At 65.5% G+C, this 25,674-nt stretch carries 30 protein-coding genes, 1 tRNA gene and 1 pseudogene; 11 read left to right on the top strand and 21 right to left on the bottom strand.

From position 1 onward, the window contains the following. Window positions 1-2: 2 nt before the first annotated feature. Window positions 3-1,637: pseudogene (locus MLD63_RS14295) on the top strand (DEAD/DEAH box helicase); the annotation flags it as partial. 477 nt (window positions 1,638-2,114) lie between these two features. After that, window positions 2,115-3,653: an apolipoprotein N-acyltransferase gene (gene lnt / locus MLD63_RS14290; RefSeq protein WP_255330585.1), complete on the top strand. Its 1,539-nt coding sequence runs from the start codon at window positions 2,115-2,117 to the stop codon at window positions 3,651-3,653. Here the strand turns inward: lnt and MLD63_RS14285 are convergent. The 7 genes from MLD63_RS14285 to MLD63_RS14255 form a co-directional block, all read right to left on the bottom strand. Next, entirely contained in the window at window positions 3,650-4,720 is a 1,071-nt protein-coding gene (locus MLD63_RS14285) for a 2'-deoxycytidine 5'-triphosphate deaminase (RefSeq protein WP_255330781.1), read from the bottom strand. The genes lnt and MLD63_RS14285 overlap by 4 nt on opposite strands. 72 nt (window positions 4,721-4,792) lie before the next feature. Beyond that, window positions 4,793-4,870, bottom strand: a tRNA-Pro gene (locus MLD63_RS14280). Window positions 4,871-4,939: 69 nt separating this feature from the next. Beyond that, a complete protein-coding gene (locus tag MLD63_RS14275; protein ID WP_255330584.1) occupies window positions 4,940-5,566 on the bottom strand; it encodes a MerR family transcriptional regulator in 627 nt (208 codons plus the stop codon). Between the two features lie 13 nt (window positions 5,567-5,579). Beyond that, window positions 5,580-5,882 carry an integration host factor subunit alpha gene (ihfA, locus tag MLD63_RS14270; RefSeq protein ID WP_255330583.1) on the bottom strand — a complete coding sequence of 101 codons (303 nt, stop codon included), beginning with the start codon at window positions 5,880-5,882 and terminating at the stop codon, window positions 5,580-5,582. Between the two features lie 136 nt (window positions 5,883-6,018). Beyond that, window positions 6,019-7,107 carry a TRAP transporter substrate-binding protein DctP gene (gene dctP / locus MLD63_RS14265; protein ID WP_255330582.1) on the bottom strand — a complete coding sequence of 363 codons (1,089 nt, stop codon included), beginning with the start codon at window positions 7,105-7,107 and terminating at the stop codon, window positions 6,019-6,021. Window positions 7,108-7,128: 21 nt separating this feature from the next. Then, window positions 7,129-8,451 carry a TRAP transporter large permease gene (locus MLD63_RS14260; protein WP_255330581.1) on the bottom strand — a complete coding sequence of 441 codons (1,323 nt, stop codon included), beginning with the start codon at window positions 8,449-8,451 and terminating at the stop codon, window positions 7,129-7,131. After that, entirely contained in the window at window positions 8,441-8,959 is a 519-nt protein-coding gene (locus MLD63_RS14255) for a TRAP transporter small permease subunit (protein WP_255330580.1), read from the bottom strand. Before MLD63_RS14255 ends, MLD63_RS14260 begins: the two co-directional genes overlap by 11 nt. 134 nt (window positions 8,960-9,093) lie before the next feature. On the opposite strand from MLD63_RS14255, the gene MLD63_RS14250 reads away from it, so the two are divergent. Next, on the top strand, window positions 9,094-9,369 hold the full coding sequence (locus MLD63_RS14250; protein WP_255330579.1) for a DksA/TraR family C4-type zinc finger protein: 276 nt from the start codon (window positions 9,094-9,096) through the stop codon (window positions 9,367-9,369). Window positions 9,370-9,372: 3 nt separating this feature from the next. Here the strand turns inward: MLD63_RS14250 and MLD63_RS14245 are convergent, their stop codons facing one another. Continuing rightward, window positions 9,373-10,575, bottom strand: coding sequence for a pyridoxal phosphate-dependent aminotransferase (locus tag MLD63_RS14245; RefSeq protein WP_255330578.1), 1,203 nt, complete (start codon window positions 10,573-10,575; stop codon window positions 9,373-9,375). A 73-nt stretch (window positions 10,576-10,648) separates the two neighbouring features. Here MLD63_RS14245 and MLD63_RS14240 point away from each other — a divergent pair, with 73 nt between their 5' ends. From MLD63_RS14240 to MLD63_RS14230, 3 genes are all read left to right on the top strand, one after another. Beyond that, complete coding sequence (locus tag MLD63_RS14240; protein ID WP_255330577.1) at window positions 10,649-11,026, top strand: helix-turn-helix domain-containing protein; 378 nt, start codon at window positions 10,649-10,651, stop codon at window positions 11,024-11,026. A 37-nt stretch (window positions 11,027-11,063) separates the two neighbouring features. Next, window positions 11,064-11,312 carry a succinate dehydrogenase assembly factor 2 gene (locus MLD63_RS14235; protein ID WP_255330576.1) on the top strand — a complete coding sequence of 83 codons (249 nt, stop codon included), beginning with the start codon at window positions 11,064-11,066 and terminating at the stop codon, window positions 11,310-11,312. A gap of 150 nt (window positions 11,313-11,462) precedes the next feature. Then, window positions 11,463-11,939, top strand: a complete 477-nt coding sequence (locus tag MLD63_RS14230; protein ID WP_255330780.1) for a winged helix DNA-binding protein — start codon at window positions 11,463-11,465, stop codon at window positions 11,937-11,939. Window positions 11,940-11,993: 54 nt separating this feature from the next. Here the strand turns inward: MLD63_RS14230 and MLD63_RS14225 are convergent, their stop codons facing one another. Further along, a complete protein-coding gene (locus MLD63_RS14225) occupies window positions 11,994-12,422 on the bottom strand; it encodes a VOC family protein (protein WP_255330575.1) in 429 nt (142 codons plus the stop codon). A 141-nt stretch (window positions 12,423-12,563) separates the two neighbouring features. Between MLD63_RS14225 and thyX the strand changes: the two genes are divergently transcribed. Further along, window positions 12,564-13,469, top strand: a complete 906-nt coding sequence (gene thyX / locus MLD63_RS14220; RefSeq protein ID WP_255330779.1) for an FAD-dependent thymidylate synthase — start codon at window positions 12,564-12,566, stop codon at window positions 13,467-13,469. Between the two features lie 90 nt (window positions 13,470-13,559). Then, window positions 13,560-14,426: an alpha/beta hydrolase gene (locus tag MLD63_RS14215; RefSeq protein WP_255330574.1), complete on the top strand. Its 867-nt coding sequence runs from the start codon at window positions 13,560-13,562 to the stop codon at window positions 14,424-14,426. Here the strand turns inward: MLD63_RS14215 and MLD63_RS14210 are convergent. The 7 genes from MLD63_RS14210 to MLD63_RS14180 form a co-directional block, all read right to left on the bottom strand. Next, complete coding sequence (locus tag MLD63_RS14210) at window positions 14,377-15,246, bottom strand: alpha/beta fold hydrolase (protein ID WP_255330573.1); 870 nt, start codon at window positions 15,244-15,246, stop codon at window positions 14,377-14,379. The two genes, MLD63_RS14215 and MLD63_RS14210, sit on opposite strands and share 50 nt — an antisense overlap. Continuing rightward, window positions 15,243-15,881, bottom strand: coding sequence for a haloacid dehalogenase type II (locus tag MLD63_RS14205; protein ID WP_255330572.1), 639 nt, complete (start codon window positions 15,879-15,881; stop codon window positions 15,243-15,245). Before MLD63_RS14205 ends, MLD63_RS14210 begins: the two co-directional genes overlap by 4 nt. After that, window positions 15,878-16,663: an enoyl-ACP reductase FabI gene (locus MLD63_RS14200; RefSeq protein ID WP_255330571.1), complete on the bottom strand. Its 786-nt coding sequence runs from the start codon at window positions 16,661-16,663 to the stop codon at window positions 15,878-15,880. Before MLD63_RS14200 ends, MLD63_RS14205 begins: the two co-directional genes overlap by 4 nt. 4 nt (window positions 16,664-16,667) lie before the next feature. Next, window positions 16,668-17,897: a beta-ketoacyl-ACP synthase I gene (fabB, locus tag MLD63_RS14195; protein WP_255330570.1), complete on the bottom strand. Its 1,230-nt coding sequence runs from the start codon at window positions 17,895-17,897 to the stop codon at window positions 16,668-16,670. 25 nt (window positions 17,898-17,922) lie between these two features. Continuing rightward, entirely contained in the window at window positions 17,923-18,432 is a 510-nt protein-coding gene (gene fabA / locus MLD63_RS14190; RefSeq protein ID WP_255330569.1) for a bifunctional 3-hydroxydecanoyl-ACP dehydratase/trans-2-decenoyl-ACP isomerase, read from the bottom strand. Window positions 18,433-18,548: 116 nt separating this feature from the next. Next, window positions 18,549-19,409, bottom strand: a complete 861-nt coding sequence (locus MLD63_RS14185) for a glycosyltransferase family protein (RefSeq protein WP_255330568.1) — start codon at window positions 19,407-19,409, stop codon at window positions 18,549-18,551. Further along, on the bottom strand, window positions 19,406-20,125 hold the full coding sequence (locus MLD63_RS14180) for a translation initiation factor 3 (RefSeq protein WP_255330567.1): 720 nt from the start codon (window positions 20,123-20,125) through the stop codon (window positions 19,406-19,408). Before MLD63_RS14180 ends, MLD63_RS14185 begins: the two co-directional genes overlap by 4 nt. 194 nt (window positions 20,126-20,319) lie before the next feature. On the opposite strand from MLD63_RS14180, the gene infC reads away from it, so the two are divergent. The 3 genes from infC (at window position 20,320) to MLD63_RS14165 (ending at window position 22,457) form a co-directional block, all read left to right on the top strand. Beyond that, window positions 20,320-20,859, top strand: coding sequence for a translation initiation factor IF-3 (gene infC / locus MLD63_RS14175; RefSeq protein WP_255330778.1), 540 nt, complete (start codon window positions 20,320-20,322; stop codon window positions 20,857-20,859). A 72-nt stretch (window positions 20,860-20,931) separates the two neighbouring features. Next, window positions 20,932-21,390 carry a dUTP diphosphatase gene (dut, locus tag MLD63_RS14170; protein ID WP_255330566.1) on the top strand — a complete coding sequence of 153 codons (459 nt, stop codon included), beginning with the start codon at window positions 20,932-20,934 and terminating at the stop codon, window positions 21,388-21,390. Next, a complete protein-coding gene (locus MLD63_RS14165) occupies window positions 21,387-22,457 on the top strand; it encodes a HesA/MoeB/ThiF family protein (protein ID WP_439957670.1) in 1,071 nt (356 codons plus the stop codon). Before dut ends, MLD63_RS14165 begins: the two co-directional genes overlap by 4 nt. Here MLD63_RS14165 and MLD63_RS14160 read toward each other — a convergent pair. The 5 genes from MLD63_RS14160 to trpA all read right to left on the bottom strand — a co-directional run bounded on the left by MLD63_RS14160 (window position 22,433) and on the right by trpA (window position 25,638). Beyond that, a complete protein-coding gene (locus MLD63_RS14160) occupies window positions 22,433-22,909 on the bottom strand; it encodes a hypothetical protein (protein WP_255330564.1) in 477 nt (158 codons plus the stop codon). The two genes, MLD63_RS14165 and MLD63_RS14160, sit on opposite strands and share 25 nt — an antisense overlap. A gap of 59 nt (window positions 22,910-22,968) precedes the next feature. Next, window positions 22,969-23,700, bottom strand: coding sequence for a TerB family tellurite resistance protein (locus MLD63_RS14155; RefSeq protein ID WP_439957672.1), 732 nt, complete (start codon window positions 23,698-23,700; stop codon window positions 22,969-22,971). Window positions 23,701-23,767: 67 nt separating this feature from the next. Further along, on the bottom strand, window positions 23,768-24,262 hold the full coding sequence (locus tag MLD63_RS14150) for a GNAT family N-acetyltransferase (protein WP_255330562.1): 495 nt from the start codon (window positions 24,260-24,262) through the stop codon (window positions 23,768-23,770). Then, a complete protein-coding gene (locus MLD63_RS14145) occupies window positions 24,259-24,837 on the bottom strand; it encodes a VOC family protein (protein WP_255330561.1) in 579 nt (192 codons plus the stop codon). Before MLD63_RS14145 ends, MLD63_RS14150 begins: the two co-directional genes overlap by 4 nt. 3 nt (window positions 24,838-24,840) lie before the next feature. Beyond that, on the bottom strand, window positions 24,841-25,638 hold the full coding sequence (gene trpA / locus MLD63_RS14140) for a tryptophan synthase subunit alpha (protein ID WP_255330560.1): 798 nt from the start codon (window positions 25,636-25,638) through the stop codon (window positions 24,841-24,843). Between the last annotated feature and the right edge of the window lie 36 nt (window positions 25,639-25,674).

The following is a 25,674-nucleotide window of genomic DNA, read 5'->3' as shown; positions in this document are numbered from 1 at the left end:
GAATGACGAAATTCTCCGACCTGAAACTGGACCCGAAGGTCCTGAAAGCCATCGCGGAAGCGGGATATGAAAACCCGACACCGATCCAGGCGGGTGCGATCCCCCATGCGCTGGAAGGTCGCGACGTACTGGGTATTGCGCAGACCGGCACCGGCAAGACCGCCAGCTTCACGCTGCCGATGATCACGCTGCTGGGGCGCGGACGCGCCCGCGCGCGGATGCCGCGCAGTCTGGTGCTGTGCCCGACGCGCGAACTGGCCGCGCAGGTGGCCGAAAACTTCGACACCTACGCGAAGCACACCAAGCTGACCAAGGCTCTGCTGATCGGCGGCGTCAGCTTTGGCGAGCAGGACAAGCTGATCGATCGCGGCGTCGACGTGCTGATCGCAACCCCGGGCCGGCTGCTTGACCATTTCGAACGGGGCAAGCTTCTGTTGACCGGCGTACAGATCATGGTCGTGGACGAAGCCGACCGGATGCTCGACATGGGCTTCATCCCGGATATCGAGCGCATCTTCCAATTGACGCCCTTTACCCGCCAGACCTTGTTCTTCAGCGCGACGATGGCGCCCGAGATCGAGCGCATCACGAACACCTTCCTGCACTCGCCAGAGCGGATCGAGGTCGCGCGTCAGGCCACCGCCAGTGAGACGATCACCCAGAAGCTGATCGAGATCCGGCCCGCCCGCCGTGACCAGAGCGCCAAGCAGAAGCGCGAATTGCTGCGCGCCCTGATCAACGCCGAAGGCGACGCGCTGAAAAACGCGATCATCTTCTGCAACCGCAAGACGGAAGTCGATATCGTCGCCAAGTCGCTGAAGAAGCACGGTTTCGATGCAGCGCCGATCCATGGAGATCTGGATCAGTCGCAGCGCACGCGCACGCTGGAAGGCTTTCGCGAAGGAACGCTGAAGCTGCTGATCGCCTCGGACGTGGCGGCGCGTGGGCTCGACATCCCGGCGGTGAGCCATGTCTTCAACTTCGACCTGCCGAGCCACGCCGAGGATTACGTTCACCGGATCGGCCGGACCGGTCGCGCGGGACGGCAGGGCACGGCTTTCAGCCTGGCCACGCCAGCGGACGAGAAATACCTGCAGGCGATCGAAAGCCTGCTGAAACAGGCGCTACCGCGTGCGGACCTGCCCGAAGGTTTCTCGCCCAGCGAGGGCGGCGGCGATCGCGGCGATGACCGTGGCGACGGACGCCGGGGTCGTGGTGGCCGCGACGAACGGCGTGGACGCGGCCGCGGTGGCCGGCGCGAGGAGCGGGCAGACAACGAAACGCAGGATGCGCGTCAGGAAAAAGCGGAACAGCCTGCCGCGCAGCAGCCTGCGCGAGAGGAAGCGGGCGAGAGCCGGCGCGATGAGGGAGCGCCGCGTGACGATCGCGAGAGCGGTCGTGACGAAGGGCGGGGCAACCGTGATCGCGGCGAGCGTGGGCAGGACCGACGCGAGCGCGGTGAGCGGGATCGCGGTCGCGGCGGTCGTGATCGTCGCGACGGTGGCCGTGACAATGGCCGTGATGGCGGGCGCGAGCGCGTCGTCGGGATGGGTGACCATGTGCCGGAATTCATGCGCGCGAGCTTCCGTCCCTCGACCGTGACGGGGGCCGATGAAGATGAAGCCGCGCAGGACGCGGGCTCTTCCGCCGACGTGAAGGTGGCGGAACAGCCCAAGCAGGAAGAGCCGAAACCAGCGCGTGGCCGTGGTCGGCGCAAGGCGAAGGCCGATACTGCTCCTTCCGAGGACACGTCCGTCGAGATCGCGGAAAAGCCTGTCGATGAAAAGGCTGCGTCAGAGCCTGCGGCCGACACGCTGGAGCCAGCGGCACCTGAAGCTGAGGCGAAACCCAAGCCGCGCCGCGCACGCCGCAAGAAGGCCGACGATGCGGCCGAGGGTGATGCCAAGCCTGCCGAAGATGCGGCAGCCGCGTCCGAAGAGGCGCCTGCGCCCAAGCCTCGTCGTGCCCGTCGCAAGAAGGCGGATGATGAGGCTGCGACGAAGCCTGACGCATCGGAGCTCGCCGAGCCCGCGGCCAAGCCGCGTCGGACCCGCCGGAAGAAGGCCGACGCCGACGCGCCAGCCGAAGGGTGAGGTTTCGCTTCGGGTGAATGTTTGCCTGACCGCCTGACACCGCCGCGCATCCGTGCCCGCCGCGTGGGTTGGTTGGGGCTTGCGATGGACGCAGCGCTCGGCGCACTGGCCGCAACCGGCCAGGCGCCGCTGTCGCTTTGGGCCGCGACACTAATCGCGCTTGCGATCCTGTTGTGGCGGTTTTCACGGGCCGCAAGCCTGCGCGGCATCTTTGCCTCCGGTCTGGCCGCCGGGGTCGGCTGGTTCGCCCTGTCGCTTAGCTGGATCGTCGAGCCGTTTCTGGTCGAGCCAGAGATCTACGGATGGATGGCGCCGTTCGCGCTGATCCTGATGGCGCTTGGCGGCGGTCTGTTCTGGGCGATGCCGGTTGCGTGCGGCTGGCGGATCGCTGCCGGGTGGCGCTGGCGGATCGTCGCGATCGCGGCTGCGCTGGTGCTGTCGGACTGGCTGCGCGGCTGGATCTTCACCGGCTTTCCCTGGGCCTCGATCGGGCATGTCTGGATCGGAACGCCCATTGCTCAAGCCGCTGCGTGGATCGGCGCGCCGGGGCTGTCGGCCTTGTCCCTGGCCGCAGCTGCTTTGCCCGTCATCCTGTGGCGACCGTCAGAGCGCACGGTTTACGGCTTCGCGCCGGGCGCGGGTCTTTCTGTCTTGATCCTTGGCGCAATCTGGGCCGGCGGGCTTTCACGGCTGGACCGACCCTTGCCGCCCGATACCGGTGTGCGGCTGCGGCTGGTCCAACCCAATGCCGAACAGCGCCTCAAATGGGACCCGCAATGGGCCGCCGAATTCTACCGTCGCTTGCTTGATCTGTCGTCGGAACCCGGCGCGCGGGATCTGGTGATCTGGCCGGAATCGGCGGTCAACTTCCTGCTCGACGATGCCGGTCCGGTGCTGTCCCAGATGTCTGGCGCCGCCGGCGCGCCGCTGATCCTTGGCATCCAGCGGCGAGAGGAGGCGCGGTTTTTCAATTCGCTCGCGGTTCTCACGGCGGACGGCGCAGTCGGACCGATCTACGACAAGTTCCACCTCGTCCCCTTCGGCGAATACATTCCGTGGGGCGATGCGCTCGCGCGTTTCGGCATCCGCGCCTTTGCCGCGCAGGAAGGGTTCGGCTATTCCAGCGGACCGGGGCCGATGGTTCTGGACCTGCCGGGCCTGCCGCCCCTGCAGCCGCTGATCTGCTACGAGGCGATCTTTCCCCAGCATCTTCGCGCGATCGAGACGCGGCCCGGATGGCTGCTGCAGATCACCAACGACGCGTGGTTCGGGCAATTCTCCGGTCCCTACCAGCATCTTGCGCAGGCGAGATTGCGCGCGGTGCAATCGGGTCTGCCGCTGGTGCGCGTGGCGAATACCGGCGTTTCGGCTGTCATCGATGCGCGGGGGAACGTCCGGGCGACGCTGGGTCTGGACCAACAGGGCAAGATCGACGCGGTCCTGCCAGCCGCACTGCCTGCGACATTCTGGATGCGGTGGGGTGACTGGCCGGTCGTGGGACTGATGGCTCTGCTGCTGGCCGGCGCGGGCATCGCGCGCAGCCGCAAGCGCAAGACCTAGCGGAACTGCTTGGCGAGCTTCAGGCCTTGGCCCTGATAGTTCGATTTGATGCCGGCGCCGTACAGCGTCTCGGGCGGTCCGGCCATGCGTTCATAGACCAACCGTCCGACGACCTGTCCGTGTTCCAGCACGAACGGCGCCTCGTGGCAGCGGACTTCAAGGACGCCGCGCGCGCCGCGTCCTGCCTCGCCCACGCCGAAGCCGGGGTCGAAGAAGCCTGCATAGTGGACGCGAAATTCGCCGACCATCGCCAGATAGGGCGCCATTTCAGCCGCGTGGTCCGCCGGTATGGCAACCGCTTCGCGGCTGACGAGAATGTAGAAGGCGCCGGGATCGAGGATCAGCCGACCATCGGCGGTACGCAGTTCGTCCCAGAATTCGCGCGCGTCATAGGCGCCGATCCGGTCCAGATCGATCACACCGCTATGTGGTTTGGCACGGTAGCCGACCAGGTCGCCAGCCTTGGGCTTCAGGTCCACGGAAAATCCCAGCCCCTGATCGATCAGTGCCGGTCCGCCGCTGACCAACGGCTCACGCGCGTGAAGGTCGCGCAGCGCGTCGTCGTTCAGCATCGCGTCGCCCCGGCGCAGGCGCAGCTGGTTCAACCGCATCCCGGGACGCACCAGTACGCTGAAGGACCGCGGGCAAATTTCGGCATAAAGCGGACCGTCATAGCCTTCGGGCAGGCGGTCGAATTCGGTGCCGTCATCGGTCACCAGCCGCGTCAGCAGGTCGAGCCGCCCGGTCGAGGATTTCGCATTGGCGAGCGCCGTCAGCCCCGACGGCAGCGCCAGCCGTTCCATCAGCGGAACCAGATAGACGCAGCCCTTTTCCAGGACCGCACCGTTTGTCAGATCCATTTCGTGCATCTGCAGGTCGGGCAGTCGGTCGGCCACATTGCGTCCCTTGCCTGCCAGGAAGCTTGCACGCAGCCGCCACGCCCGGGTGCCAAGCCGAAGATCGAGGCTTGCAGGCTGGATCTGTTCAGGTGTGATCGGGCTGTCGGCCGTGATCGCGCCCGCATCGATCAGCGCGCGCAATTCGCGGTCAGGCAGGACGCCGTTCATCGTGCTCGTCATCCCGGACCCTCTGCGAATACACCGACGCCCACCCCCGGGCAGGGGTGGGCGTCGGCGAAATGGTCGGGCTGGCGAGATTCGAACTCACGGCCTTCCGTCCCCCAGACGGACGCGCTAACCAGGCTGCGCCACAGCCCGACGCCGGCCATATAGATCGAAGGGTGCGGTCTGCACAAGGCCCGCCGGGCGGAAATCTGGACTGTCATTTCAGTCGCGAGAGGATAGCGCGTCGCGCAGATCTCGTGCCGGCCTGACGGCAAGGTGGGGCAGCGCGCCTGCATCCGCATGGGCCCGCAACGCTGCGGCAGTTTCTACCAGATGGACAAGCCAGTGTCGGTCGATGACATGCGGCGTCGTCCCACCCAAATCGCGGAACAGCGGAAGCGCTTCGTCGTGCGACGACAGGCTCCGCATACGCTTCCGGCTAAGCGTCGGTCGACTCGTGTCGGTCGGTGATGAGGCTGCCGCTCCGTTCGCATGATCGCGCGTGGCTTGTCGCGTTTTTTGAGGCTGGTCGGCGGAAGGCTCGGGCTGCAACGCTGCCCCCAATGCTTCGCCAAGCCGCGCTGCGCCGCGTGCCCGGACGGCTTCGCCGCGATCGCGGGACAGCATCTTGCGGGCGCCACGGATCGTCAGTCCCTCTTCACGCAGGATCTCGCATAGACCGGCGACCAACCGAACATCGTCCGGGCGATAATAGCGGCGCCCGTCGCGTCGCTTCATCGGGTTCAATTGGCTGAACTGGGTTTCCCAGTATCGCAGGACATGGGGCGCGACCCCGACCAGCTTGGCGACTTCGCCGATGGATCGGAATGCGTCAGCGCCCTTTTCCATGCAGGATCCGTATCTAGTCGTGGTTGCCCGCCGCCACCCGGTCTTTCATCAGATGGGACGGACGGAACGATAGCACACGACGTGGGGTGATCGGAACTTCTTCGCCCGTCTTGGGATTGCGGCCGATCCGCTCGTTCTTGTCGCGCACGCTGAACGTGCCGAACGACGAGATCTTGACCTGTTCGCCCCGGACGAGGGCATCCGAGATGTGTTCCAGCACGCTTTCGACAAGCTGTGCCGATTCGTGTCGCGACAGGCCGACATCACGGAACACAGCCTCGGCCAGATCCATGCGGGTCAGGGTGTTGTCGCTCATGGGGTCACCTTTCGACTGCGGGGAGGATGGTCATTTTTGGTATCCCTGTCAACGACAGGGGCGGCGGAATCGTTCCGCCGCCCCGTCGAATTCACCCACGATTATCTTGCGTTTTGCGCGGTTTATCGCCGCAGCGTCAGCCCGCGCAGCCTTCGATTGCGGCAAGGTCCGGCCCCGCCGGGGTCCGACCCAGATTGAACGGCGCCGAGGCGTCGCGCCATTGGGCGTAATCCTGCAGGTAGGAAATCATGCTGGCGTAGACCTTGGCCGCCAACGGATTTTCGCAGGCGACCTCCTCGATCGTGGCGTTGGCCTGTTCCTGAATATTCTGAAGCGTGGCGTCGTCCAGCCGGGTGATCTCGATCCCGTCATCCTTGAACTTCTGATAGGCCTCGGTCGCGCGCTTTTCGGTGAACGACAGGCTCCACAGCAGGTTCGCATCGGCCGCGACCTTCAGCATCTCCTGTGTCTCTGGGCTCAGCGCGTCCCAGTTCTCCTGCTTGATCATCACACCGAAAACGGAAGCCGACTGGTGCCAGCCTGGCGTGGACCAGTATTTGGTGACCTGCTGGAAGCCGCCCGAGTAATCGACATTGGGGGTCGAGAATTCGGCCCCGTCGATCACGCCACGTTCCAGCGCCTGATAGATCTCGCCGCCGGCCATGCTGACCTGGCTGCCGCCCAGTTTCTCCAGAAGCTTGCCTTGCTCGTAGCCGGAGAGGCGAAGCTGAAGACCCTGCAGATCCTCGGTCGTTCTGATCGGCTTGTCGACGGTGCGGAAGCCGGATTCGTTGTTGGTCACGCCGTAGGGCAGGTAGACCATGCCGAACTTGCCGTAGACCTCGTTGTACAGCTCGGCCCCGCCCCATTCCTTGATCCAGTTGACGTAGTCGATCGCGTTGAAAAGCGACGAGGTCGTGGCCAAGGGCGAGAAGGCGCTGTCGCGGCCGGCCCAGTAGCCCGGCCAGTCGCCGCCGGCCTGGATGGTGCCGGATTCGACCGCGCCGAAGACTTCGCCTGCAGGAACCAACTCACCGCCGTCAAAGAACTCGATGGTCAGCTGATCGTCGGGGATCATGTCGTTGGCGAGCTTGACGAAGTGGCGGTCGATCTCGATCAGCTCGAGGCTCGACGGCCAGGTCGTCGTCATCGTCCAGTTTTCGGCCAGCGCCGGGGCCGTGGTCGCGGCCAGCGCGAGCGCGGTGGTGGCGATCAGTGTCTTCATGATTTTTCCTCCCATTTGGTCTTAATTGTAGAGCGTCGCGGGCAACCAGGTCACCAAGCCGGGAACGGCGATGATCAGGATGCACATCAGGATGATCAGGACGATGAAGGGCAGAACGCCCCGGATGATGTCACCGGTCGCGACATCGGGTGGCGCGATCGCGCGCATGTAGAACAGCGCATAGCCGAAGGGCGGTGACAGGAAGCTGGTCTGCAATACGACGGCCATCAGGACGACGAACCACAGCGGATCCACCCCCATTTCGTTCACCAGAGGCAGGAAGATCGGGAAGGACAGAAGCACGATCCCGGTCCAGTCCAGGAACATGCCCAGCACGAACACCACGGCCAGCATCAGCAGCGTCAGCGTGAACGGATCGTCGGCCAGCCCCCGCATCAGGTCCTGAGTCGCGCGCAGACCGCCGGTGATGTTGAAGACGCCGGTGAATGCGGTGGCCCCGACGACGATGAACAGGATCATCGCGCTGGTTCGGCCCGTCTCCAGCAGCGCCGAATAGAAGGTCGAGAATTCGAACCGGCCGCGCAGGATGACGATCAGCAGGGCCAGCACCGCGCCGATGGCGCTGGCTTCCGTCGCGGTGGCGATCCCCGCCAGCAGCGAGCCGAGGATGCCCAGGATCAGGACCAGCGGCGGCACCGCCTCGACGATCAGCATCCGCCACATCGCGCTTCGGCTGATCTGCTCCTCTTCCCGCACGGGCGGCGCCCACTCGGGCTTCAGCCAGGCAATGGCGGCGATGTAGATCGCATACATCAGCCCCAGGCAGATGCCGGGCACCATCGCACCGGCGAAAAGCTGGCCCACCGACAGGCCGGGCGCATAGGACGACATCAGGATCAGCATGATCGAGGGCGGGATCAGGATCCCAAGGCAACCCGACGCCGCGATCAGCCCGGTCGCCAGCCGCTTGTCATAGCCGTATTGCAGCATCGGGCGCAGCGCCATCATCCCCATGACGGTAATGGACGCGCCAATGATGCCGGTCGTCGCGGCCAGCAGGATCGAGATGAAGACCACGGCCAGACCCAGGCCCCCGGTCACGCGGGCCATCAGGTGGCGCAGCGCCTCGAACATGCGGTCGGTGACGCCGCTGTCCGACAGGAACCGCGCCATCAGCACGAAGAGCGGAATGGCGATCAGGACGTAGTTGTCCAGCACGTCGCCGAAGATGCGGTTGATGACGATGCCAAGCACCATCGGCTTCCCGGCGATGAAGGCGCCCAGAACCGCAGTCCCACCCAGAACGAAGGCCAGCGGATGGCCCATGAACAGGCCGACAACCAGCATCCCGGCCATGATCAGGCCGATCGTTTCACCGGACATGCGTGATCTCCGGCTCGATATGCGGCGCGCGGTCAAGGATCAGCTTCAGGAACTCGCTGATGCCCTGGATCAGCAGCAGCACGGCCGCCACAAACATCGCCATCTTCAACGGATAGACCGGGATCGACACGGCACCGTAGGTGACCTCGCCCTGGTTCCAGGACGTCATGGCGAACTTCCAGCTTTCGCGGGTGAAGATCCAGGCGAACGGGAAGAAGAAGATCAGGTAGCCCGCAGCCTCGGTCCACCGACGGACGGGCAGGGTCATCCGCGCGGTCAGCAGATCGACGCGGACATGGGCCTGATGGCGCAGCGCGTAGCCCCCAAGCAGGATGAAGTAGAAGCCGTAAAGCTGCTTGGTCACGTCAAAGGCCCAGCGGGTCGGCTGACCCAGCGCCGAACGCATGAAGACGTCGTAGATGATGATGCCGGCAAAGATGATCGCCACGACGGATACGATCCGGCCCACGATCTCGTTGACGGTGTCGATCACACGGATGATCGGCACGATCGCAGCCCTCCCCCTTGGCCTTTGTTTGCCGGGAAGCTTTCCAAAGGGCGCCGGTGCTGTCAACCGAACCCACGGGTTTGAAAGCGCGGGCGGCGCAATTATATTTCTTCGTAACGCGACGGAGGTTCGGCATGGCAGGTGGATGGGCCCGCGACGATGCGGTGAACGATCAGATCGAGGTTTCGACCAGCGAAGCGATCGAGCGGGCGCGGCTGCGTGCGAGAACGGCAGCCACGGTGCCAAGTGCCGAGTTCTGCGCCGAATGCGACGAACCGATCCCCGATGCCCGCCGTCAGGCGATCCCGGGCGTCCAGCTTTGCGTCGATTGCCAGTCGGGCCGCGACAGGGCACGCCGACCGGCCGGTGGGATCAACCGGCGCGGCAGCAAGGATTCACAGCTCAAATAGCCCTCAGCGGCATCCGGCGCAGAACCGCCGGATTCGAGCGACGGCGTCGGTCAGTTCTTCATCGCTGGTCGCATAGCTGATGCGAAAGTGCGGGCTGAGACCGAAGGCCGCGCCAAAGACCACGGCGACACCGGTTTCCTCCAGCAGCGCGTTGGCGAAATCCTCGTCGGTCGTGATTTGGGTGCCGCCGTCGGACGTGCGCCCGATCAGCCCCGTGATCGAGGGATAGACGTAGAACGCGCCCTGCGGCGTCGGGCAGGTGATGCCCTCGCACTGGTTCAGCCCCGAGACGACCAGATCGCGCCGCCGTTGGAAGGCTGTGCGGCTTTCGGCGATATAGTCCTGCGGACCGTCCAGCGCCGCCAGCGCCGCGTGCTGTGAGATCGACGACGGGTTGGAGGTCGATTGCGATTGCAGCTTGGCCATGGCCCGGATCAGTGTCTCGGGGCCGGCGCCGTAGCCGATGCGCCAGCCAGTCATCGCGTAGGCCTTGCTGACGCCGTTCATCGTCAGCGTGCGATCCTTCAGCCGCGGCTCGACCTGCGCCGGGGTGCAGAATTCGAACCCGTCGAAAACCAGATGTTCATAGATGTCATCGGCCAGCACCCAGACATGCGGCGCGTCCAGCAGCACATCGGTCAGTGCCTTCATCGCGGTGCGGTCGTATCCCGCGCCCGAGGGATTGCCGGGTGAGTTCAGGATCAGCCACTTCGTCCGGGGCGTGATCGCGCCCTTCAGCGCCTCGGGTGTCAGCTTGAAGCCGGTCTCGGCCGGGCAGGGCACCATGACCGGAGTCGCGCCGGCAAGCCGCACCATGTCTGGATAGCTGACCCAGTAGGGCGCCGGCACGATCACCTCATCCCCCGGGTTCAGCGTCGCCATCAACGCATTGTAAAGGATCTGCTTGCCGCCGGTCCCGACGGTGATCTGCGCGGGCGTATAATCCAGCCCGTTCTCGCGCTTGAACTTGCGCGCAACCGCCGCCTTCAGCGCGGGCATCCCGTCCACCGCTGTGTACCGCGTATGGCCGGCGTCGATCGCGTCCTTCCCCGCCTGGCGGATGTGGTCCGGCGTGTCGAAGTCGGGCTCGCCCGCCGAAAGGCTGATGATGTCACGCCCTTCGGCCTTCAGCTCGGACGCCCGCTGCGTCATCGCGATGGTGGGTGAGGGCTGAACCCGCGCGATGCTGTCTGACAGGAACGTCATGCGCCCTCTCCGATTTGAATTTGGACCGCCGCTGTCTTAGGCTCACCGCGCGTAACAGACAAGCGAGGGCGATGTGGCAGAGAACTGGTACAGTGACGACAAGGCCACCCTGGGCGACCGGATTCACGCCGCACGCGACGCAGCCGGGCTTTCGGTCGAGAAGATGGCGCGAAAGCTGGGACTTCGTGCCAAGACGGTCAGTGCCTGGGAGCACGACGAGCGAGAGCCGCGCGCCAACCAGCTTCGCATGATCGCGGGCCTGACCGGCGTGTCGCTGATCTGGCTTCTGACGGGCGAGGGCAATCAGCCCACGACAGCGGGCGCAGAAACGGCTACGGGCGTTGACGCAGGCCGAGAGACGGCCCTGACCGAATTGCGCGCATTGCAGCATGCGCTGGAAGATGCCGCGCGCAGGATCGCCAGATTGGAGCAGCTGATTGTCCGACCCTGAGGCAGAGGCCCCCGACCAGCGCATCCGGCGCCTTCGAATGCGCAGCTGGCGCCGTGGCATGAAAGAGATGGACTTGATCCTCGGCCCATTCGCTGACGGGCCGCTGGCGACGCTCGATCCGGCGATGGTGGAGCGATACGAGGCGATGCTGTCGGAAAACGATCAGGATCTGTACCGCTGGATCACCGCGCGGATCGGTGGACGCGGCGAGGCTGTCGGGCCTGCGGACCTGGTGCCGATCCTCGACGCGATCGCGGTTCACGTGGAAGAAAAGCGGGCATTTTAGACAAACCGGTCAAAAATGCTTCGTTATTAACCTGCGCTTTGGAATTTTCTGCAAATGTTCTCCTCAACGATCAAGAGAACAGGACCAGACATGACCCTGCCCGCCACCGCCCCTGCAGCGCGCGATGCGCGCCTTGCGCCGCCCGCGCTGATGGGCGAACCCGAAACTGCGTCCGCCGAAGCCTATCTGGAATCGCTGCATCTTCTGGATCGTCTGCACCGGCTGATGCTGGACCTGATCAAGGACGAATTCGAACGGCTCGGCCGCGCCGATCTGAACCCGGTTCAGGCGCTGATCCTCTACAACCTCGGCACGTCGGAGGTATCGGCCGGCGAGTTGCGCTCGCGCGGCATGTATCAGGGCAGCAATGTCAGCTACAATCTGAAGAAGCTGGTGACGATGGGCTATGTCAGCCACACACGTTGCGACCAGGACCGACGCTCGGTGCGGGTCCGGCTGACCGACGAAGGGCTGTTGGTGCGCGAAACGGTGTTTAACCTGTTCATGCGTCACGCGGACGGTCTGGCCATGTCGGGGGTGATGGACGATCCCCCCCTGGCACAGGTGAATCTGCAGTCACGGCGGATCGAGCGTTTCTGGACCGAACAGATCCGCTATATCTATTGAAACGGAAAAGGCCCGCGCGACGCGGGCCTTCGGCATCTTCGGTGTCGGGACAGCCTACCAGTGGCCGGTATTCTCCATGCTGGCCCACGGTTCCTGGGGCGGCAGGTGATCTCCTTCCTGCAGCAACTCGATCGAGATGTTGTCCGGGCTGCGCACAAAGGCCATGTGTCCGTCACGCGGCGGCCGGTTGATGGTCACGCCCGCATCCTGAAGCTTCTGGCACATCTCGTAGATGTTGCCGACGCGGTAGGCCAGGTGACCGAAATGCCGGCTGTCAGAAGGAAGCCCGTCGTCGCCGTCCCAGTTGTAGGTCAGTTCGACCGGGCATTCCTCCTGTCCCGGCGGCGCCATGAAAACCAGCGAGAAGCGCCCCTTCTCGTTGTCGATGCGGCGAGTTTCCTCAAGCCCCAGCAGGCGAAAGAACTCCATCGTCTTGTCCAGATCCTTCACCCGGACCATCGTGTGCAGGTAACGAATGTTCATGAATGCCCCCTGTGTTGCGCGCATACATTTGCACGGTCGATCGGGCAAGGCAAACCTGTGTCTGCCTCGTTAAGCGGTTGAACGACTCGCCTCTCGATGGCACAAGATGATGTGGAATATGAGGGAGCGGACACCATGACTATGCCGGTCAGTGCGGAACAGCAGCGCGAAATCGACGATCAGCGGGCGCAGAGCCAGACCACGCTACGCGCTGTGGCCCCGGGGATGGAGCGTCACCTCTACACTGCGCATCCGGTTCTGGACCATGGCTTCGTTCGCGTCGTCGACTACATGGGCGACGACGCCGCGATCTGCCAGGCGGCGCGTGTCAGTTATGGTCGCGGCACCAAGTCGGTCCAGAACGACGAGGGACTGATCCGGTATCTGATGCGGCATTGGCACTCGACCCCCTTCGAGATGTGCGAGGCCAAGTTCCACGTCAAGCTGCCGGTCTTCGTCGCGCGGCAATGGATCCGCCACCGGACCGCGAACGTGAACGAATACTCCGCACGCTATTCGATCCTGGACCGCGAGTTCTACATCCCGGCACCCGAGCATCTGGCAGCGCAATCGACCCAGAACAATCAGGGCCGGGGCGAGGTGCTGGAGGGAGAGGAAGCCGCCCGTGTGCTTGATATGCTGCGCGCCGACGCGATGCGCAGCTATGATCACTACGAGGCGATGCTGAGCCAGGACGGTCAGCAGGGTCTGGCGCGCGAGCTGGCGCGCATGAACCTGCCCGCGAACATCTACACGCAATGGTACTGGAAGGTCGATCTGCACAATCTGCTGCATTTCCTGCGCCTTCGCGCCGATCCTCACGCCCAGTACGAGATCCGCGCCTATGCCGACGCGATGTGCCAGATTGTCGTAGACTGGGTCCCCGCCGCTTTCGGGGCCTTCCGCGATTACCGAATGGACGCCGTCAGCCTGTCCGCCCAGGCGGTCGCGGTGCTGCAACGCCGGCTGAGAGGCGAGACGGTCGCCCAGGAGGACAGCGGCATGAGCGCGCGCGAATGGCGGGAGTTCGAGGAGGTTTGGGGCTGAAGACGTCCGCTTGAGACCAATCCGAGCAAACTTGGCTGTTGCGCACAGCCAGGTTTGCAACTTGGCCGGCTCAGCGCACGTTTCTGACATATGCGCATCCTTCCCGCCCCCTTCCGCCTCTTCGCTCTTGGCCTCGCCGCTCTCGCCCTCTCTGCATGCTCGGGCGCGCAGGTTCTTAATACTCTGACCACGGCCAGTGGCGTGACAATCGAGCGCGACGTCCGCTACGGTCCCGAGGCGCGCCAGGCTTACGACCTTTATCGTCCCGAGAATGGCGAGCCGAAGGGGGCGATCGTCTACTATTACGGCGGCAGCTGGGACACCGGTTCGCGCGACATGTACCGATTTCTGGGCACTACGCTCGCCAAGCGCGGCTATGTGGTCGCGGTCCCCGACTACCGCCTTTACCCCGAGGTGACGTTTCCCGCCTTTGTCGAGGATGGCGCGCTGGCCTTCCGGGCGGTGCGAGAACGCATGGGGGCGGACCTGCCCATGTTCGTGATGGGCCACAGCGCGGGCGCATATATCGGGGGCATGCTGGCCTTCGCGCCGCGCTATCTGCAGGCGCAGGGCATGTCGCCCTGTGGCGATGTTGCGGGGTTCATCGGGATATCCGGTCCCTACGATTTCCGGATCAGCGGGCGCTATGACCCGATGTTTCCGCAGGACAGCCGCGACATCTCGCAAGTCCTGCCGTTCGCGAAGGATGGGCAGCATCCGCCAAGTCTGCTGATCCACGGCACCAGCGACAAGACAGTCGAGCCGCGCCAGACGCGCGACCTGGCAGAGGCGTTGCAGCGATCAGGCGACAGCGCCGAACTGCAGATGGTGGAGGGCGCAGGCCATATCGACATCATCGGCGCGATCGCATGGCCGCTGCGCTTCACGGCGCCGACGCTTGATCTGGTCACGGAATTCGCCGACGGGATCGCGGCCGATTCACCGGGTTGCGGTTAGGCGATGCCCCCAGCCACGCGCGGATGACCGCCAGGCTTTCGGCTTCGTCCAGCCATGGCACGTGGGCGCGACCAGGAACTTCGATGTAAATTCCATCAGGACGACGCTGCTGCATCCGGGCGAAGGTGTCCATCGACAACAGATCCGAGTTCTCGCCACGGATCACAGCGACCGGCATGCCCGCCGTTGCTTCCCACAAGGGCCAGAGGTCGGGACTTTCGCCCTGAAATGCGCTCAGGAACGCCTCGCGCAGGGATGGATCGTAGTTGATGCGAAGCCCTTCAGGCGTCTCGATGAAGAAGCGCCGTGCGTCGTCGAGCCAGCGGCCGGACGGAACGTCCGAAAAACCCGGCGTCACAGCCGCCATCCGGGCGGCCGCCTCATCCAGGGTCGGCACCGAGGGGTTTCTACCGACATAGTCGCAGATCCGCGCAAGCCCTGTGCGCTCGATCACCGGACCCACATCGTTGACGCATAGTCCCAGCATCCGATCATGCGCGACCGCTGCAAGCATCATCCCGATCAGACCACCGCGAGACGTGCCGAGGATCGCGGCCTTGCCAACGCCCAGATGATCCAGAAGCGCCAATGCGTCCCTGGCTTCCTGGGGTACGGTATAGGTCGCGGCGTCGGTCCAGTCCGAGCCCCCACGGCCCCGGTAATCCATGCGGATCAGACGAACGTCCGCAAGATGGGGGGCCACATAGTCGAAGTCCGCCATCGTCCGGGTCAGCCCGGCAAGGCAGAGCAGCGGCAGGCCAGAGCCGTCGTCTGCATAGGCGAGGCGCGCGCCATCGTGGGCAGTGAAATGCGGCATCAAAGCCCCGTCAGGTCTGTCAGGATGCGGGCGGGTCGACAGGGCAGGCGGTCGACCGGCAGGCCGGCGCGGTTCACCCACACGGTGTCGAAGCCAAAGTCTGCGGCGCCGTAGATGTCCCAGCCGTTGGACGACACGAAGGTGATGTCGCCCGGCGTGCAGCCGAAATGTTCGGTGACGACGCGGTAAGCCTCGGGCGCGGGCTTGAAGCGGCCGGCGGTCTCGACCGACAGCAGCGCGTCCAGATGCGGGCCGATCCCCGCACTGTCCACCGCCTCGCGGAGCATCCCGGGCGAGCCGTTGGAAAAGATTGCGGTCCGGCCTTCCTGCTTGAGGCGTTCAAGAGTCTTCGCGACCTCGGGGTAGGCGGGCAGGCTGCGATACAGGTCCTGCAGGCGTGCGCTGTCGCCGACGCCGTGCCGCTCTGCCACCCAGTCGAGCGCATCTGACGTGACTTCCCAGAAATCCGCGTGGTGGCCGGTCATCGCGCGCATCCACGAATATTCCAGCTGCTTGCGCCGCCAATCGGCCGAAAGTGCGGGCCAGATATCGGCCAGCGCCGGATCGTCCTCAGCCGCCGCGCGTGCCGCGCCGTCCACGTCGAACAGCGTGCCGTAGGCGTCGAAGACCCAGATCACAGGTTCTCGCTCTGCGGCATACCGAGAACGTGGTAGCCGCCGTCGACCATCACGATCTCACCCGTGGTGCAGGCGCCCCAGTCGCTGGTCAGCCAGACCGCCGTGCCGCCGATCGCTTCCAGCGTGGCATTGCCAAGCGGTGCGTTCTCTTCGGTGTGGCGGAAGGTCTTGCGCGCGCCGCCGATCGCCGCGCCGGCCAGCGTCTTCATCGGGCCGGGCGAGATCGCGTTGACGCGAATGCCGTCGCGGCCCAGATCGTTGGCCAGATAGCGCACCGTCGATTCCAACGCGGCCTTCGCCACGCCCATGACATTGTAGAAGGGCGTGACCCGGTTTGAGCCGCCGTAGGTCAGGGTGATGATCGAGCTGCCCTCGGCCATTAGCGGCAGCGCGCGGCGCGAGACCTCGATCAGCGAATAGCAGGAGATGTCGAGGCTGCGCTTGAAATTGGCGCGGCTGGTGTTGACGAAGCGGCCGGTCAGCTCGTCCTTATTGGAAAACGCGATGGCGTGGACGACGAAGTCCAACTGGCCCCAGCGTTCCTGGATCATGGCGAAGGCCGCGTCGAGGCTATCGTCGTCGGTGACGTCCACATCGATCAGAAAGTCGGAACCGACGCTGGCCGCCAGCGGCTCGACCCGCTTGCCGAAAGCCTCGCCCTGATACGAAAACGCGATCTCCGCGCCTTCGCCGGCCAGTGCCCTTGCAATGCCCCATGCGATCGAGCGGTCATTCGCGACCCCCATCACAAGGCCGCGTTTCCCGTTCAGCAGATCGCCCATGTGGTCAGTCCCGGTGTTTCGATAGGATGAGTGTGGCGTTGGTGCCGCCAAACCCGAAGCTGTTCGACATGATGCTGTCGAGCCCGGCATCGTCCACACGCTTGGTGGCGATCTCTTCGGGCTTCAGTTCGGGGTCGAGTTCGCCCACGTTGATCGACGGCGCGATGAAATCGTCCTGCATCATCAGCAGCGAATAGATCGCCTCGTGCACGCCGGTCGCGCCGAGGCTGTGGCCGGTCATCGACTTGGTCGAGCTGACCGGCGGGGTCGAACCTTCGCCAAAGATGCGGCGGATCGCCTTGATCTCACCGATATCGCCGACCGGGGTCGAGGTGCCGTGGGCGTTGATATAGCTGATCTTGCGATCGTCGGGCAGGGTCGCCAGCGCGACCCGCATCGAGCGTTCGCCACCTTCGCCGGAAGGCGCGACCATGTCGTAGCCGTCGCTGGTGGCCCCGTAGCCGGTCACTTCCGCATAGATCTTGGCGCCGCGCGCCTTGGCGTGTTCCAGTTCCTCCAGCACGACGACGCCACCGCCGCCCGCGATGACGAAACCGTCCCGCGTCGCGTCGTAGGGGCGTGAGGCCTTTTCCGGCGTGTCGTTGTATTTCGACGACATCGCGCCCATCGCGTCGAACAGGCACGACAGCGTCCAGTCCAGTTCCTCGCCGCCGCCGGCGAAGACCACGTCCTGCTTGCCCATTTGGATCTGCTCGACGCCGTTGCCGATGCAATGTGCGCTGGTCGAGCAGGCCGAAGTGATCGAGTAGTTCACGCCCTTGATCTTGAACGGCGTCGCAAGGCAGGCCGAATTCGTCGAAGACATGCAGCGCGTCACCATGAACGGACCCATCCGCTTCGGCGCGCCTTTTTCGATGACGATCTGGTGGGCGTCGAAGAAGTTCGATGTGGACGGCCCGCCCGATCCCATGATGAGCCCGGTCATCGGGTTCGAGACGTCGGCTTCCTCCAGCCCGCTGTCCTTGATCGCCTGTTCCATGGCGATGAAGTTGTAGGCCGCGCCCGGTCCCATGAACCGCAGGTTGCGCTTGTCGATGTGCTCGGAAACGTCGATCTGCGGCATGCCGTGGACCTGGCTGCGAAAGCCGTGTTCCGCATATTCGGGTGCGGCAACGATGCCCGACCGGCCCGCCTTCAGGCTTTCGGTGACCTCGGCGGCATTGTTGCCGATGGGCGAGACGATCCCCAGCCCGGTAATGACGACGCGGCGCATTGGCACCCCCTTCATTCGCGTGAGATCAGCTTTCGGAAAGCGCGACCTTCATGTCCTTGACCTGGTAGATCACCTCGCCGTCGGCCTCGACCCGGCCGTCGGCGACACCCATCGTCAGACGGCGCGTCTGCACCGCCTTCGTGAAATCAACGGTATAGCGCAGCATCTTGCGGTCAGGTCGAACCATTCCGGTCAGCTTGACCTCGCCCACGCCCAACGCATAGCCGCGCCCCTGCCAGCCGCGCCAGCCAAGGTTGAAGCCGGTCAACTGCCACAGTCCGTCCAGACCGAGACAACCCGGCATGATCGGATTGCCCGGAAAATGGCATTCGAAGAACCACAGGTCCGGATTGATGTCGAATTCGGCCACCACATGGCCCTTGCCGTGTTCGCCGCCGTCTTCCGAAATTTCGGTGATGCGATCCATCATCAGCATTGGCGGCATCGGCAGCTGGGCATTGCCCTCGCCGAACAGCTCGCCCCGGGCACAGGCCAGAAGATCGTCCTTGCCGAAACTGGTCTGCGTCATCGCCATGTGCTGTGTCCTACCCCCTTGGCCACCGCCGGGAAGACCCCCGCCGCGTTCCCGTCCGTCTATCATCCGGCGGGTTCGCGGTGCAAGACCGCCACGTCACCGTGCGGATCGTCCGATCAGAACCACTGTCCCGGCTCCATCAGACCCAGATCCAGAAGCTGCTGGGCCCGCCAGTCGAAGGGCGCCGACCCGGCCCAGACGAAGCTGTCGATCCCCTCGCGAGAGCCAGGATTGCTGACAAGCGCCTTGGCGACGCGGAACGAGGCGATCGCAGCCGTCAGGTTGTGATGCCACGCGCAGGAATAGGTGTTCATCTCGGCCCGGTTCAGCCGGTGATCGGCTTGCAGCCGCAGTCCGTGCTCGGTTCGGAACAGCGCGATCCGGTCGATACGGCGACGATCCGCCGGCAAACGATCTTCGAACCGCCAGCGCAAGCCACCGTGGAAGTCGAGCCGTCTTTCGGTTCCATCCGGCGACAATGCGAAATGCAGCCGCGGATCGAACATCGCCCCGTCGATGTCGACCGCGTCCGGAGCGACCGTCAGGTCACGCGCATAAAGGTCTATCGCGTAACACAGCATCGCCGCGCGGCGTTCTTCGGTGTGAAAGGCCAGCATTTCGCCAACGCTGCGGCTTTCGGAAAACGGGAAGAACAGGAATTCGGCGTTGTATGCGTAATAGAGCCACAGCCCCGGTGCCGCGGCAGCAATGACCGCGTTGACCGCCTCGACGTGAGCATCCGCGCGGCGGCAATCGTGGATCAGGTTGGTGACCCGCGCATCGCGCAGTGCGGGAAGGCGTTGATCCACAGGCTCTGCTGAAAGCGCGAGGATGTGGCGAAATCCGAGGCCGAGGTGATGATCCAGCGTCTCGGCGATGGCCGCGTCGTCTTCGCACAGGATGATCGCGATCGGTCCCTTGCCCTGCAGGACGGCAGGCTTTGCTGCAAGCCAGTCCGTCAGGGAGCGGTCTGTCACGGCATCACGGCCTTGACCTGGTCCAGCGCCGAGCGGAGCAGGTCGGGATTGCTGCTGGCGCTTTCGACAAGGCGCTTCAGCGTCGCCTTCTGCGTGTCGGAAATCGTGGATTGATCGATGATGCGCGTGACTTCGGCCTCGTCGAAGCCTTCGGGCGTCAGCGCCGCTTCGATCTGGGCGGCTGTCGCTGCCGCATCGGCGGCAACGTCTGTTGCGGCAGCCGCTTCCTCGGCGGCGTCCGCGGCTTCGGTCGCCGCGGCCTCGCCATCGGTCTCGGCAGCGTTCGCGGCGTCGGCGGCGCGGTCGGCGGCTTCCAGTGCCTGCTCGGCCGCGGCCTCGGCCTCGGCTGCCGCCTCGCTGGCGGGGGCGACGGTCGCTTCGCCGGCGGCCTGGCTGGCCTCGGCGGCGGCATCGGTCGCCGTAGCGGCAGCATCCGCAGCGGCATCCGCCGCTTCCTCGGCCGCATCGACGCTGGCACCCGCAGGGGCTTCGGCGGCGTCTTCGGCTGTCTCTTCAACCTCGTTTGCCGTTTCCGCAGCGACATCGGCAGCCATACCGGCGTCGGTATCCGGCGTCGCGGGATTCGTGGCTTCGGGCTGGCTCACCACATCGCCCGCTTCGGGCGTCGCATCACGCGAGAAGTCGCCTCCGGTCCAGACCCAGGCGGCACCGAGACCGAGGGCAATCAGGGCGACGAGGATCAGGATCGGGCGCATCGGTTACTCCGCTAGGATCGGCTTGCCCTCTCTATGGCACGGCCGGGCGCCGGTCGCAAAGCGCGTTGCGCACGGCCCGCATCAGGGTCGCGGATCGGCGCCAACAAGCGTTCTGGGCGCGCAAATCCGGTTGAAACACCACGTGTCCGGCCTTATTTTCCCTTCATTGGACAAACCGCAAAAGGAATACCGCCATAGCCCGCAGACCGCATAACGCGCCGCCCACCCGTGACACCGGCCCCCGCGTCAACGAACGCATCCGTGTCGCCGAGATTCGCCTGATCGGCCCCGATGGAGAGAATGTGGGCGTCGTCGCCCCCTCGGTCGGGTTGAAGATGGCCGAGGAATCCGGCCTCGATCTGGTCGAGATCTCGCCCAACGCGACCCCGCCGGTCTGCAAGGTGATGGACCTGGGCAAGTTCAAGTACGAACAGCAGAAGCGCGAAGCCGAGGCCCGCAAGAAGCAGAAGGTCATCGAGGTCAAGGAGATCAAGTTCCGTCCGGGAACCGATACCCACGACTACGATGTCAAGATGCGCTCGGTGATGAAGTTTCTCGAGGGTGGCGACAAGGTCAAGGTCACGCTGCGCTTCCGCGGTCGCGAGATGGCGCACCAGGATCTGGGGCTGGAACTGCTGAACCGCGTGCGTGACGACGTGGGCGAGGCCGGCAAGGTCGAGGCGATGCCGAAGCTGGAAGGCCGGCAGATGGTGATGATGATCGCGCCGCGCTGAAGCTGCGATCGGATGACACGAAGGCCGCGGGCAGTCTTGCCGCGCGGCCTTTTTCATGGGCAGATGCGCGCCATGCAGACGCCTCGCATTGCCATTTCGCGCGTTTCCGGCGCCGATCCCGATCTGCCGCTGCCGGCCTATGCCAGCGCGGGCGCGGCAGGTGCCGACGTGCGCGCGGATCTGGGTGGCGGGTCGATGACACTGGCACCGGGTGAACGGGCGCTGGTCCCCACCGGGCTGCGCCTGCAGGTCCCCGAGGGGTGGGAGGTACAGGTCCGCCCGCGATCCGGGTTTGCCTTGAAGCAAGGGATCACCGTGCTGAACAGTCCCGGCACGATCGACAGCGATTATCGTGGCCCGCTGGGTGTGATCCTGGTCAATCTTGGAGCCGAACCGCAGGTCATCGCGCATGGCGATCGCATCGCGCAGCTGGTGGTCGCGCCTGCGCCGCAAGCGACCTTTTCACTGGTCGGTGCACTGGACGACAGCGCGCGTGGCGAGCGCGGTTTCGGCTCGACGGGGCGCGAGTGATGGTGCTCTGGGCACTTGCACTGGCGATCCTGGGTGCCTGGATCTTCGCGGGTCGACGCGCGGCGGCACCGGTCGCGGTGGCTGGCTGGGCGGCGATCACGCTGCTGCATTTGCTGCTGCCGGGACTGGCCGCACGGATGGTCGGCGGCAGCCTTTCTGTCTGGCTGGTGATCGGCGGGGCGGGCGCGCTCGTCTGGGGATACACGCGCCTTCTTCGCGCGCTGCGCCGCAGGGCTGCGCCAGAGGATGGTCCGCCCACAGTCGCGACGCGCGACGACGCAAGTCTTAGCGATGCCGAGCTCGACCGCTACGCCCGCCATCTAGTCCTGCGCGAAATCGGCGGGCCGGGGCAGATGCGCATGAAGCGCGCCTCTGTACTGATCGTCGGCGCCGGTGGATTGGGTGCTCCGGTCTGCCTGTATCTCGCCGCGGCGGGCGTGGGCCGGATCACCATTGCCGATGACGACGCGGTCAGCCTGTCCAACCTGCAGCGGCAGGTGATCTTCGCGACAGCGGATGTGGGGCGCAACAAGGCCGAGGCCGCCGCCGATGCGATGGCCGCGTTGAACGGCCATCTGCGGCTGGCCGCGCTGGACCGGCGCATCACCGATGACGACGTCGCGCTGATCGGCGAGCATGATCTGGTCATCGATGGCACCGACAGCTTCGCGGCGCGCGAGGCGGTCAATCGCGCCTGCGTCGCGGCGGGCGTTCCGCTGGTCGCGGGCGCCATCGCGCAATGGGAAGGACAGGTCACGCTTTATGATCCTGCGCGGGGCGGGCCGTGCCTGTCCTGCGTCTTTCCCGATCCGCCCGCGCCCGGCCAGGCGCTGCCCTGTGCCGAGGCCGGCGTCGTCGGTGCGTTGCCGGGTGTCGTCGGCAGCCTGATGGCGCTGGAGGCGATCAAGCATCTGGCGGGGGTCACGGCGTCTGGCGCGGGGCAGGGGTTGCGCGGGCGGATGCTGATCTTCGACGGGTTGTGGGGCGAGACGCGGACCATTGCGGTCGAGCGGCGACCGGATTGCCCGGTCTGTGGCCCGCGCTACAGTTCAACTTCCGGCGCGTAGGGATCGACCGGCACCGGCGCTCGCTCTCGCGGCGTTTCGGTGTCGGGCTCGGCCAGTTCAGGCAAATCGGGCGGCGGCGGCGCATCGGCGCGACGACGGATCAGGATGTCGCCGTTTTCCAGCCGCTCTGGCGCTTCGTAATTGCCGATGTCATCGACCAACGCGGCCAGATCGTTCATCGCCGGTGCGAACTGCGACAATGCCCCGGACAGATCGCGGCCCATCCGATCCAGATGCGGCGAGGCGTCGTCCAGAAGCTGCTGGAACAGCAGACCCGCGCCACGCTCGATCAGGTCAAGGCCGCGCTCTTCCTCGGCCTCGGGTTCGGCGCCAGGTTCCGGGACAACCCGCGGCGCCTGGTCTGCAAGGGGTGGCGTCCAGCCATCCTGCGCCATTGCAGGCGTGGCGGCGGACAACAGGGCCAGAAGGCCAAAGATCGGTCGCATCGACATGGATCGAAGATGGGTGCCGCCCGACTGCCGCGCAAGCCACAAAGCCGTGCGGCGTCGGATCAGGCAGAACCTTGCGCCCGCGCCGGACGCTGCATGGCACGGAACGCGTCCCAGGCCTCGTTCAGCCGGCGGGTCCGGGCTTCGGCCAGTCGGATCGCCTCTGGCGGCAGGCCGCGCGCGATGGCGCGGTCGGGATGCGCCTCTCGCACAAGGTTGCGCCAGCGCTGACGGGCCTCGGGTAGGGGGGTGTCGGGCGCGATGCCAAGGACATCACAGGGCAGGCACCCGCTGGTCCGGTCGTGGCGGATACGGATCGCGGCGACCTGCGCGGGCGAGATGCCGAAGATCGCGGCCACATCGTCGATGAAGGCGATCTCGGCCTGATGCATCGCGCCGTCCGACAGCGCGATGATGAACAGCCCTTCGATCACGTCGGCCAGCACGGGATCGCCCGGCGGGAACATCCGCGCAATCCGCTGCGCCCAGGCGTCGTAGCCGGCCACATCCTGACGCGCGAGATCGAAGACACGCGCGGCGTTGCGCTCTTCGGCGCGCGGGATCACGAAGACGCGGCGAAACGCGCTGACTTCGGATTTCGCGACAGTGCCGTCCGACTTCGCCAGTTTCGCACCAAGGGCGATCACGGCAATGGTGAAGGCGACCGAGCGTTCAGGCGGGACCGAGACGCGCCGTGCGCCGACCAGCGCCGCAAGCCGGTCCGCGATGCGCTGCCAAAAGCTGCGCGGCCTCGGCAGCTCGGGTGCCGGGTTACGGGGTATCGCCTGATCCATCATCGCCGACCACGATAACGAGGATAGCCATCCCTCGCCAGCGGCTGCCGCGCGGCAGGCAGCCGATTCAGGCGAAAAGATCCTTGCCCATCAACACAAGATCGTGGAACTCGCCGAATTTCCATCCAGCGGCCGGCACGCGGCCCCACTCGGAATAGCCGAGCCTCGCGTGGAATGCGATCGAGGCCGCGTTGGTGCCTGTGACAGCGCCGATCATCACGCGGTGGCCACGAGCGCGGGCGTGGCGTTCGATTGCACCCATCAGCGCGCAGCCGATCCCGCTGCCCCGGAAGTCTCGCGCGACCTGGATCGTATGCTCCATGGATCGGGCGTATCCCAGTCCGCCGCGGAACTGATCGTAGCTGGCGAAGCCGATCACCTGACCCGCATCATCCAATGCCACGAGATGCGCGCGATTCGCGGCCTGGCGATGGCTGATGATGGCCGCGATCTCATCTACCGACCGTTCGGTCGGCCAGAAGGTGATCGTCGTGTCGCGGATGACCGGATTCCAGATCGCCGCGATGGCGGGCGCGTCATCCGGACGACTGTCGCGGATCATAGCCAGACGTCGCGTCCGTCGGGCGTGTGGATCATCGCTTTCAACCGGGTCGGACCATAGCGTGTCCGGATGCGCGGATCGCCGATGGACCGGGCCGCCGGACCTGGCGTCTGCAAATCCAGCCGTTTCAGCCGAAAGCCACGGTCCGGAAGCGTGTCGCATGGATGCCCGCCACCGATCCAGCGGATCAGCAGGGGATGCGTGCCTTCGCCTGGCATCTGAGCGCCATCGGGCAACGTGATCTGCCAATGCAGGTCACCCCGCTTCATCTCGGTCACGGTCGTGCCTTGGGGTGCGACGAAGGCACTGTCGCGGGCGGCCCAGCCGACCAGACGCGGCGCACCTTCGAAACTGTCGAGCGTGAACCAGCGCGGCCGGTGCGGCGCTGGCATCGTCGGATCGATCGCGATCAGTTCCAGATAGCTGCCGCGTCCCAAATTGAGCAGCCGGTTATGCGTTCCCATAACGGGATGCGATCCCCCCGAGTCCAGCGATCGCCCCAGCGTCTTTCCCAGGCAGGCGGCGCCTTTGTCGAGGTCTTCGCAGGCGACGACGATGTGATCGAGGCGGCGCATCGATCAGCCCCGATGCGCGCCTTCGGCCAGCGAGCGGACGAAATCCAGCACCTCGGGCACGGGCTTGCCCTCGCCGATCTGCTTGACGATGGCGCTGCCCACGACACAGCCGTCGGCCACGCGCGCGACATTCTCGGCCGCTTCGGGCGTCGAGATGCCGAAGCCCACCACGACGGGCAGGCCTGCTGCCTGACGAATGCGCGCGACTTCGGGTGCGACCTCGTCGGCATTCGCCGCAGGACCGCCCGTGATGCCCGTGACGCTGACGTAATAGACGAAGCCCGAAGTGTTCGCGACGACGGCCGGCAGACGCTCGTCATCCGTCGTCGGCGTGGCAAGGCGAATGAAGTTCAGCCCCGCCTCACGCGCGGGAATGCACAGCTCGGCGTCCTCCTCGGGGGGCAGGTCCACAACGATCAGCCCGTCCACGCCGGCCTCGACCGCGTCGGTTAGGAAGCGCTCGACCCCGCCTTCGCGTGCATAGATCGGGTTGTAGTACCCCATCAGCACGACCGGGGTGGTGTCGTCCGTCTTGCGGAATTCACGCAGCATCGACAACGTGCCGCTGACACTGGCACCGCCGGCCAGCGCGCGTTGGCCCGCCGTCTGGATGGTCGGCCCGTCCGCCATCGGATCGGTGAAGGGCATGCCCAACTCGATGATATCGACGCCCGCTTCAGGCAGACCGGCCAGGATCTCCGCAGTGGTCGCCGCGTCGGGATCACCCGCCATGATGTAGGCGACAAAGGCCTTGCGTCCGTCCTTTGCCAGTTGCGCAAACCTTTGTTCGATTCTCGTCATGATCCGTCCCGTGTCAGCGTGTCGCTCTGGCCTATC

This window comes from Paracoccus albicereus (assembly GCF_024359525.1).
Classification (GTDB): domain Bacteria; phylum Pseudomonadota; class Alphaproteobacteria; order Rhodobacterales; family Rhodobacteraceae; genus Paracoccus; species Paracoccus albicereus.
The sequence above is the reverse complement of the archived record's forward strand: the minus strand, read 5'-3'. Positions and strand labels throughout refer to the sequence as shown.

What these genes read in the sequence shown, in the direction of transcription:
- MLD63_RS14285 (WP_255330781.1), bottom strand. Translation starts at nt 4,720, where the DNA reads ATGAACGGCGTCCTGCCTGACCGCGAATTGCGCGCGCTGATCGATGCG.
- MLD63_RS14275 (WP_255330584.1), bottom strand. Translation starts at nt 5,566, where the DNA reads ATGGAAAAGGGCGCTGACGCATTCCGATCCATCGGCGAAGTCGCCAAG.
- ihfA (WP_255330583.1), bottom strand. Translation starts at nt 5,882, where the DNA reads ATGAGCGACAACACCCTGACCCGCATGGATCTGGCCGAGGCTGTGTTC.
- dctP (WP_255330582.1), bottom strand. Translation starts at nt 7,107, where the DNA reads ATGAAGACACTGATCGCCACCACCGCGCTCGCGCTGGCCGCGACCACG.
- MLD63_RS14260 (WP_255330581.1), bottom strand. Translation starts at nt 8,451, where the DNA reads ATGTCCGGTGAAACGATCGGCCTGATCATGGCCGGGATGCTGGTTGTC.
- MLD63_RS14250 (WP_255330579.1), top strand. Translation starts at nt 9,094, where the DNA reads ATGGCAGGTGGATGGGCCCGCGACGATGCGGTGAACGATCAGATCGAG.
- MLD63_RS14245 (WP_255330578.1), bottom strand. Translation starts at nt 10,575, where the DNA reads ATGACGTTCCTGTCAGACAGCATCGCGCGGGTTCAGCCCTCACCCACC.
- MLD63_RS14235 (WP_255330576.1), top strand. Translation starts at nt 11,064, where the DNA reads ATGCGCAGCTGGCGCCGTGGCATGAAAGAGATGGACTTGATCCTCGGC.
- MLD63_RS14230 (WP_255330780.1), top strand. Translation starts at nt 11,463, where the DNA reads ATGGGCGAACCCGAAACTGCGTCCGCCGAAGCCTATCTGGAATCGCTG.
- MLD63_RS14225 (WP_255330575.1), bottom strand. Translation starts at nt 12,422, where the DNA reads ATGAACATTCGTTACCTGCACACGATGGTCCGGGTGAAGGATCTGGAC.
- thyX (WP_255330779.1), top strand. Translation starts at nt 12,564, where the DNA reads ATGCCGGTCAGTGCGGAACAGCAGCGCGAAATCGACGATCAGCGGGCG.
- MLD63_RS14215 (WP_255330574.1), top strand. Translation starts at nt 13,560, where the DNA reads ATGCGCATCCTTCCCGCCCCCTTCCGCCTCTTCGCTCTTGGCCTCGCC.
- MLD63_RS14200 (WP_255330571.1), bottom strand. Translation starts at nt 16,663, where the DNA reads ATGGGCGATCTGCTGAACGGGAAACGCGGCCTTGTGATGGGGGTCGCG.
- fabB (WP_255330570.1), bottom strand. Translation starts at nt 17,897, where the DNA reads ATGCGCCGCGTCGTCATTACCGGGCTGGGGATCGTCTCGCCCATCGGC.
- fabA (WP_255330569.1), bottom strand. Translation starts at nt 18,432, where the DNA reads ATGGCGATGACGCAGACCAGTTTCGGCAAGGACGATCTTCTGGCCTGT.
- MLD63_RS14180 (WP_255330567.1), bottom strand. Translation starts at nt 20,125, where the DNA reads ATGCGCCCGATCCTGATCCTCGTCGCCCTGATTGCCCTCGGTCTCGGT.
- dut (WP_255330566.1), top strand. Translation starts at nt 20,932, where the DNA reads ATGCAGACGCCTCGCATTGCCATTTCGCGCGTTTCCGGCGCCGATCCC.
- MLD63_RS14160 (WP_255330564.1), bottom strand. Translation starts at nt 22,909, where the DNA reads ATGTCGATGCGACCGATCTTTGGCCTTCTGGCCCTGTTGTCCGCCGCC.
- MLD63_RS14155 (WP_439957672.1), bottom strand. Translation starts at nt 23,700, where the DNA reads ATGGATCAGGCGATACCCCGTAACCCGGCACCCGAGCTGCCGAGGCCG.
- MLD63_RS14150 (WP_255330562.1), bottom strand. Translation starts at nt 24,262, where the DNA reads ATGATCCGCGACAGTCGTCCGGATGACGCGCCCGCCATCGCGGCGATC.
- MLD63_RS14145 (WP_255330561.1), bottom strand. Translation starts at nt 24,837, where the DNA reads ATGCGCCGCCTCGATCACATCGTCGTCGCCTGCGAAGACCTCGACAAA.
- trpA (WP_255330560.1), bottom strand. Translation starts at nt 25,638, where the DNA reads ATGACGAGAATCGAACAAAGGTTTGCGCAACTGGCAAAGGACGGACGC.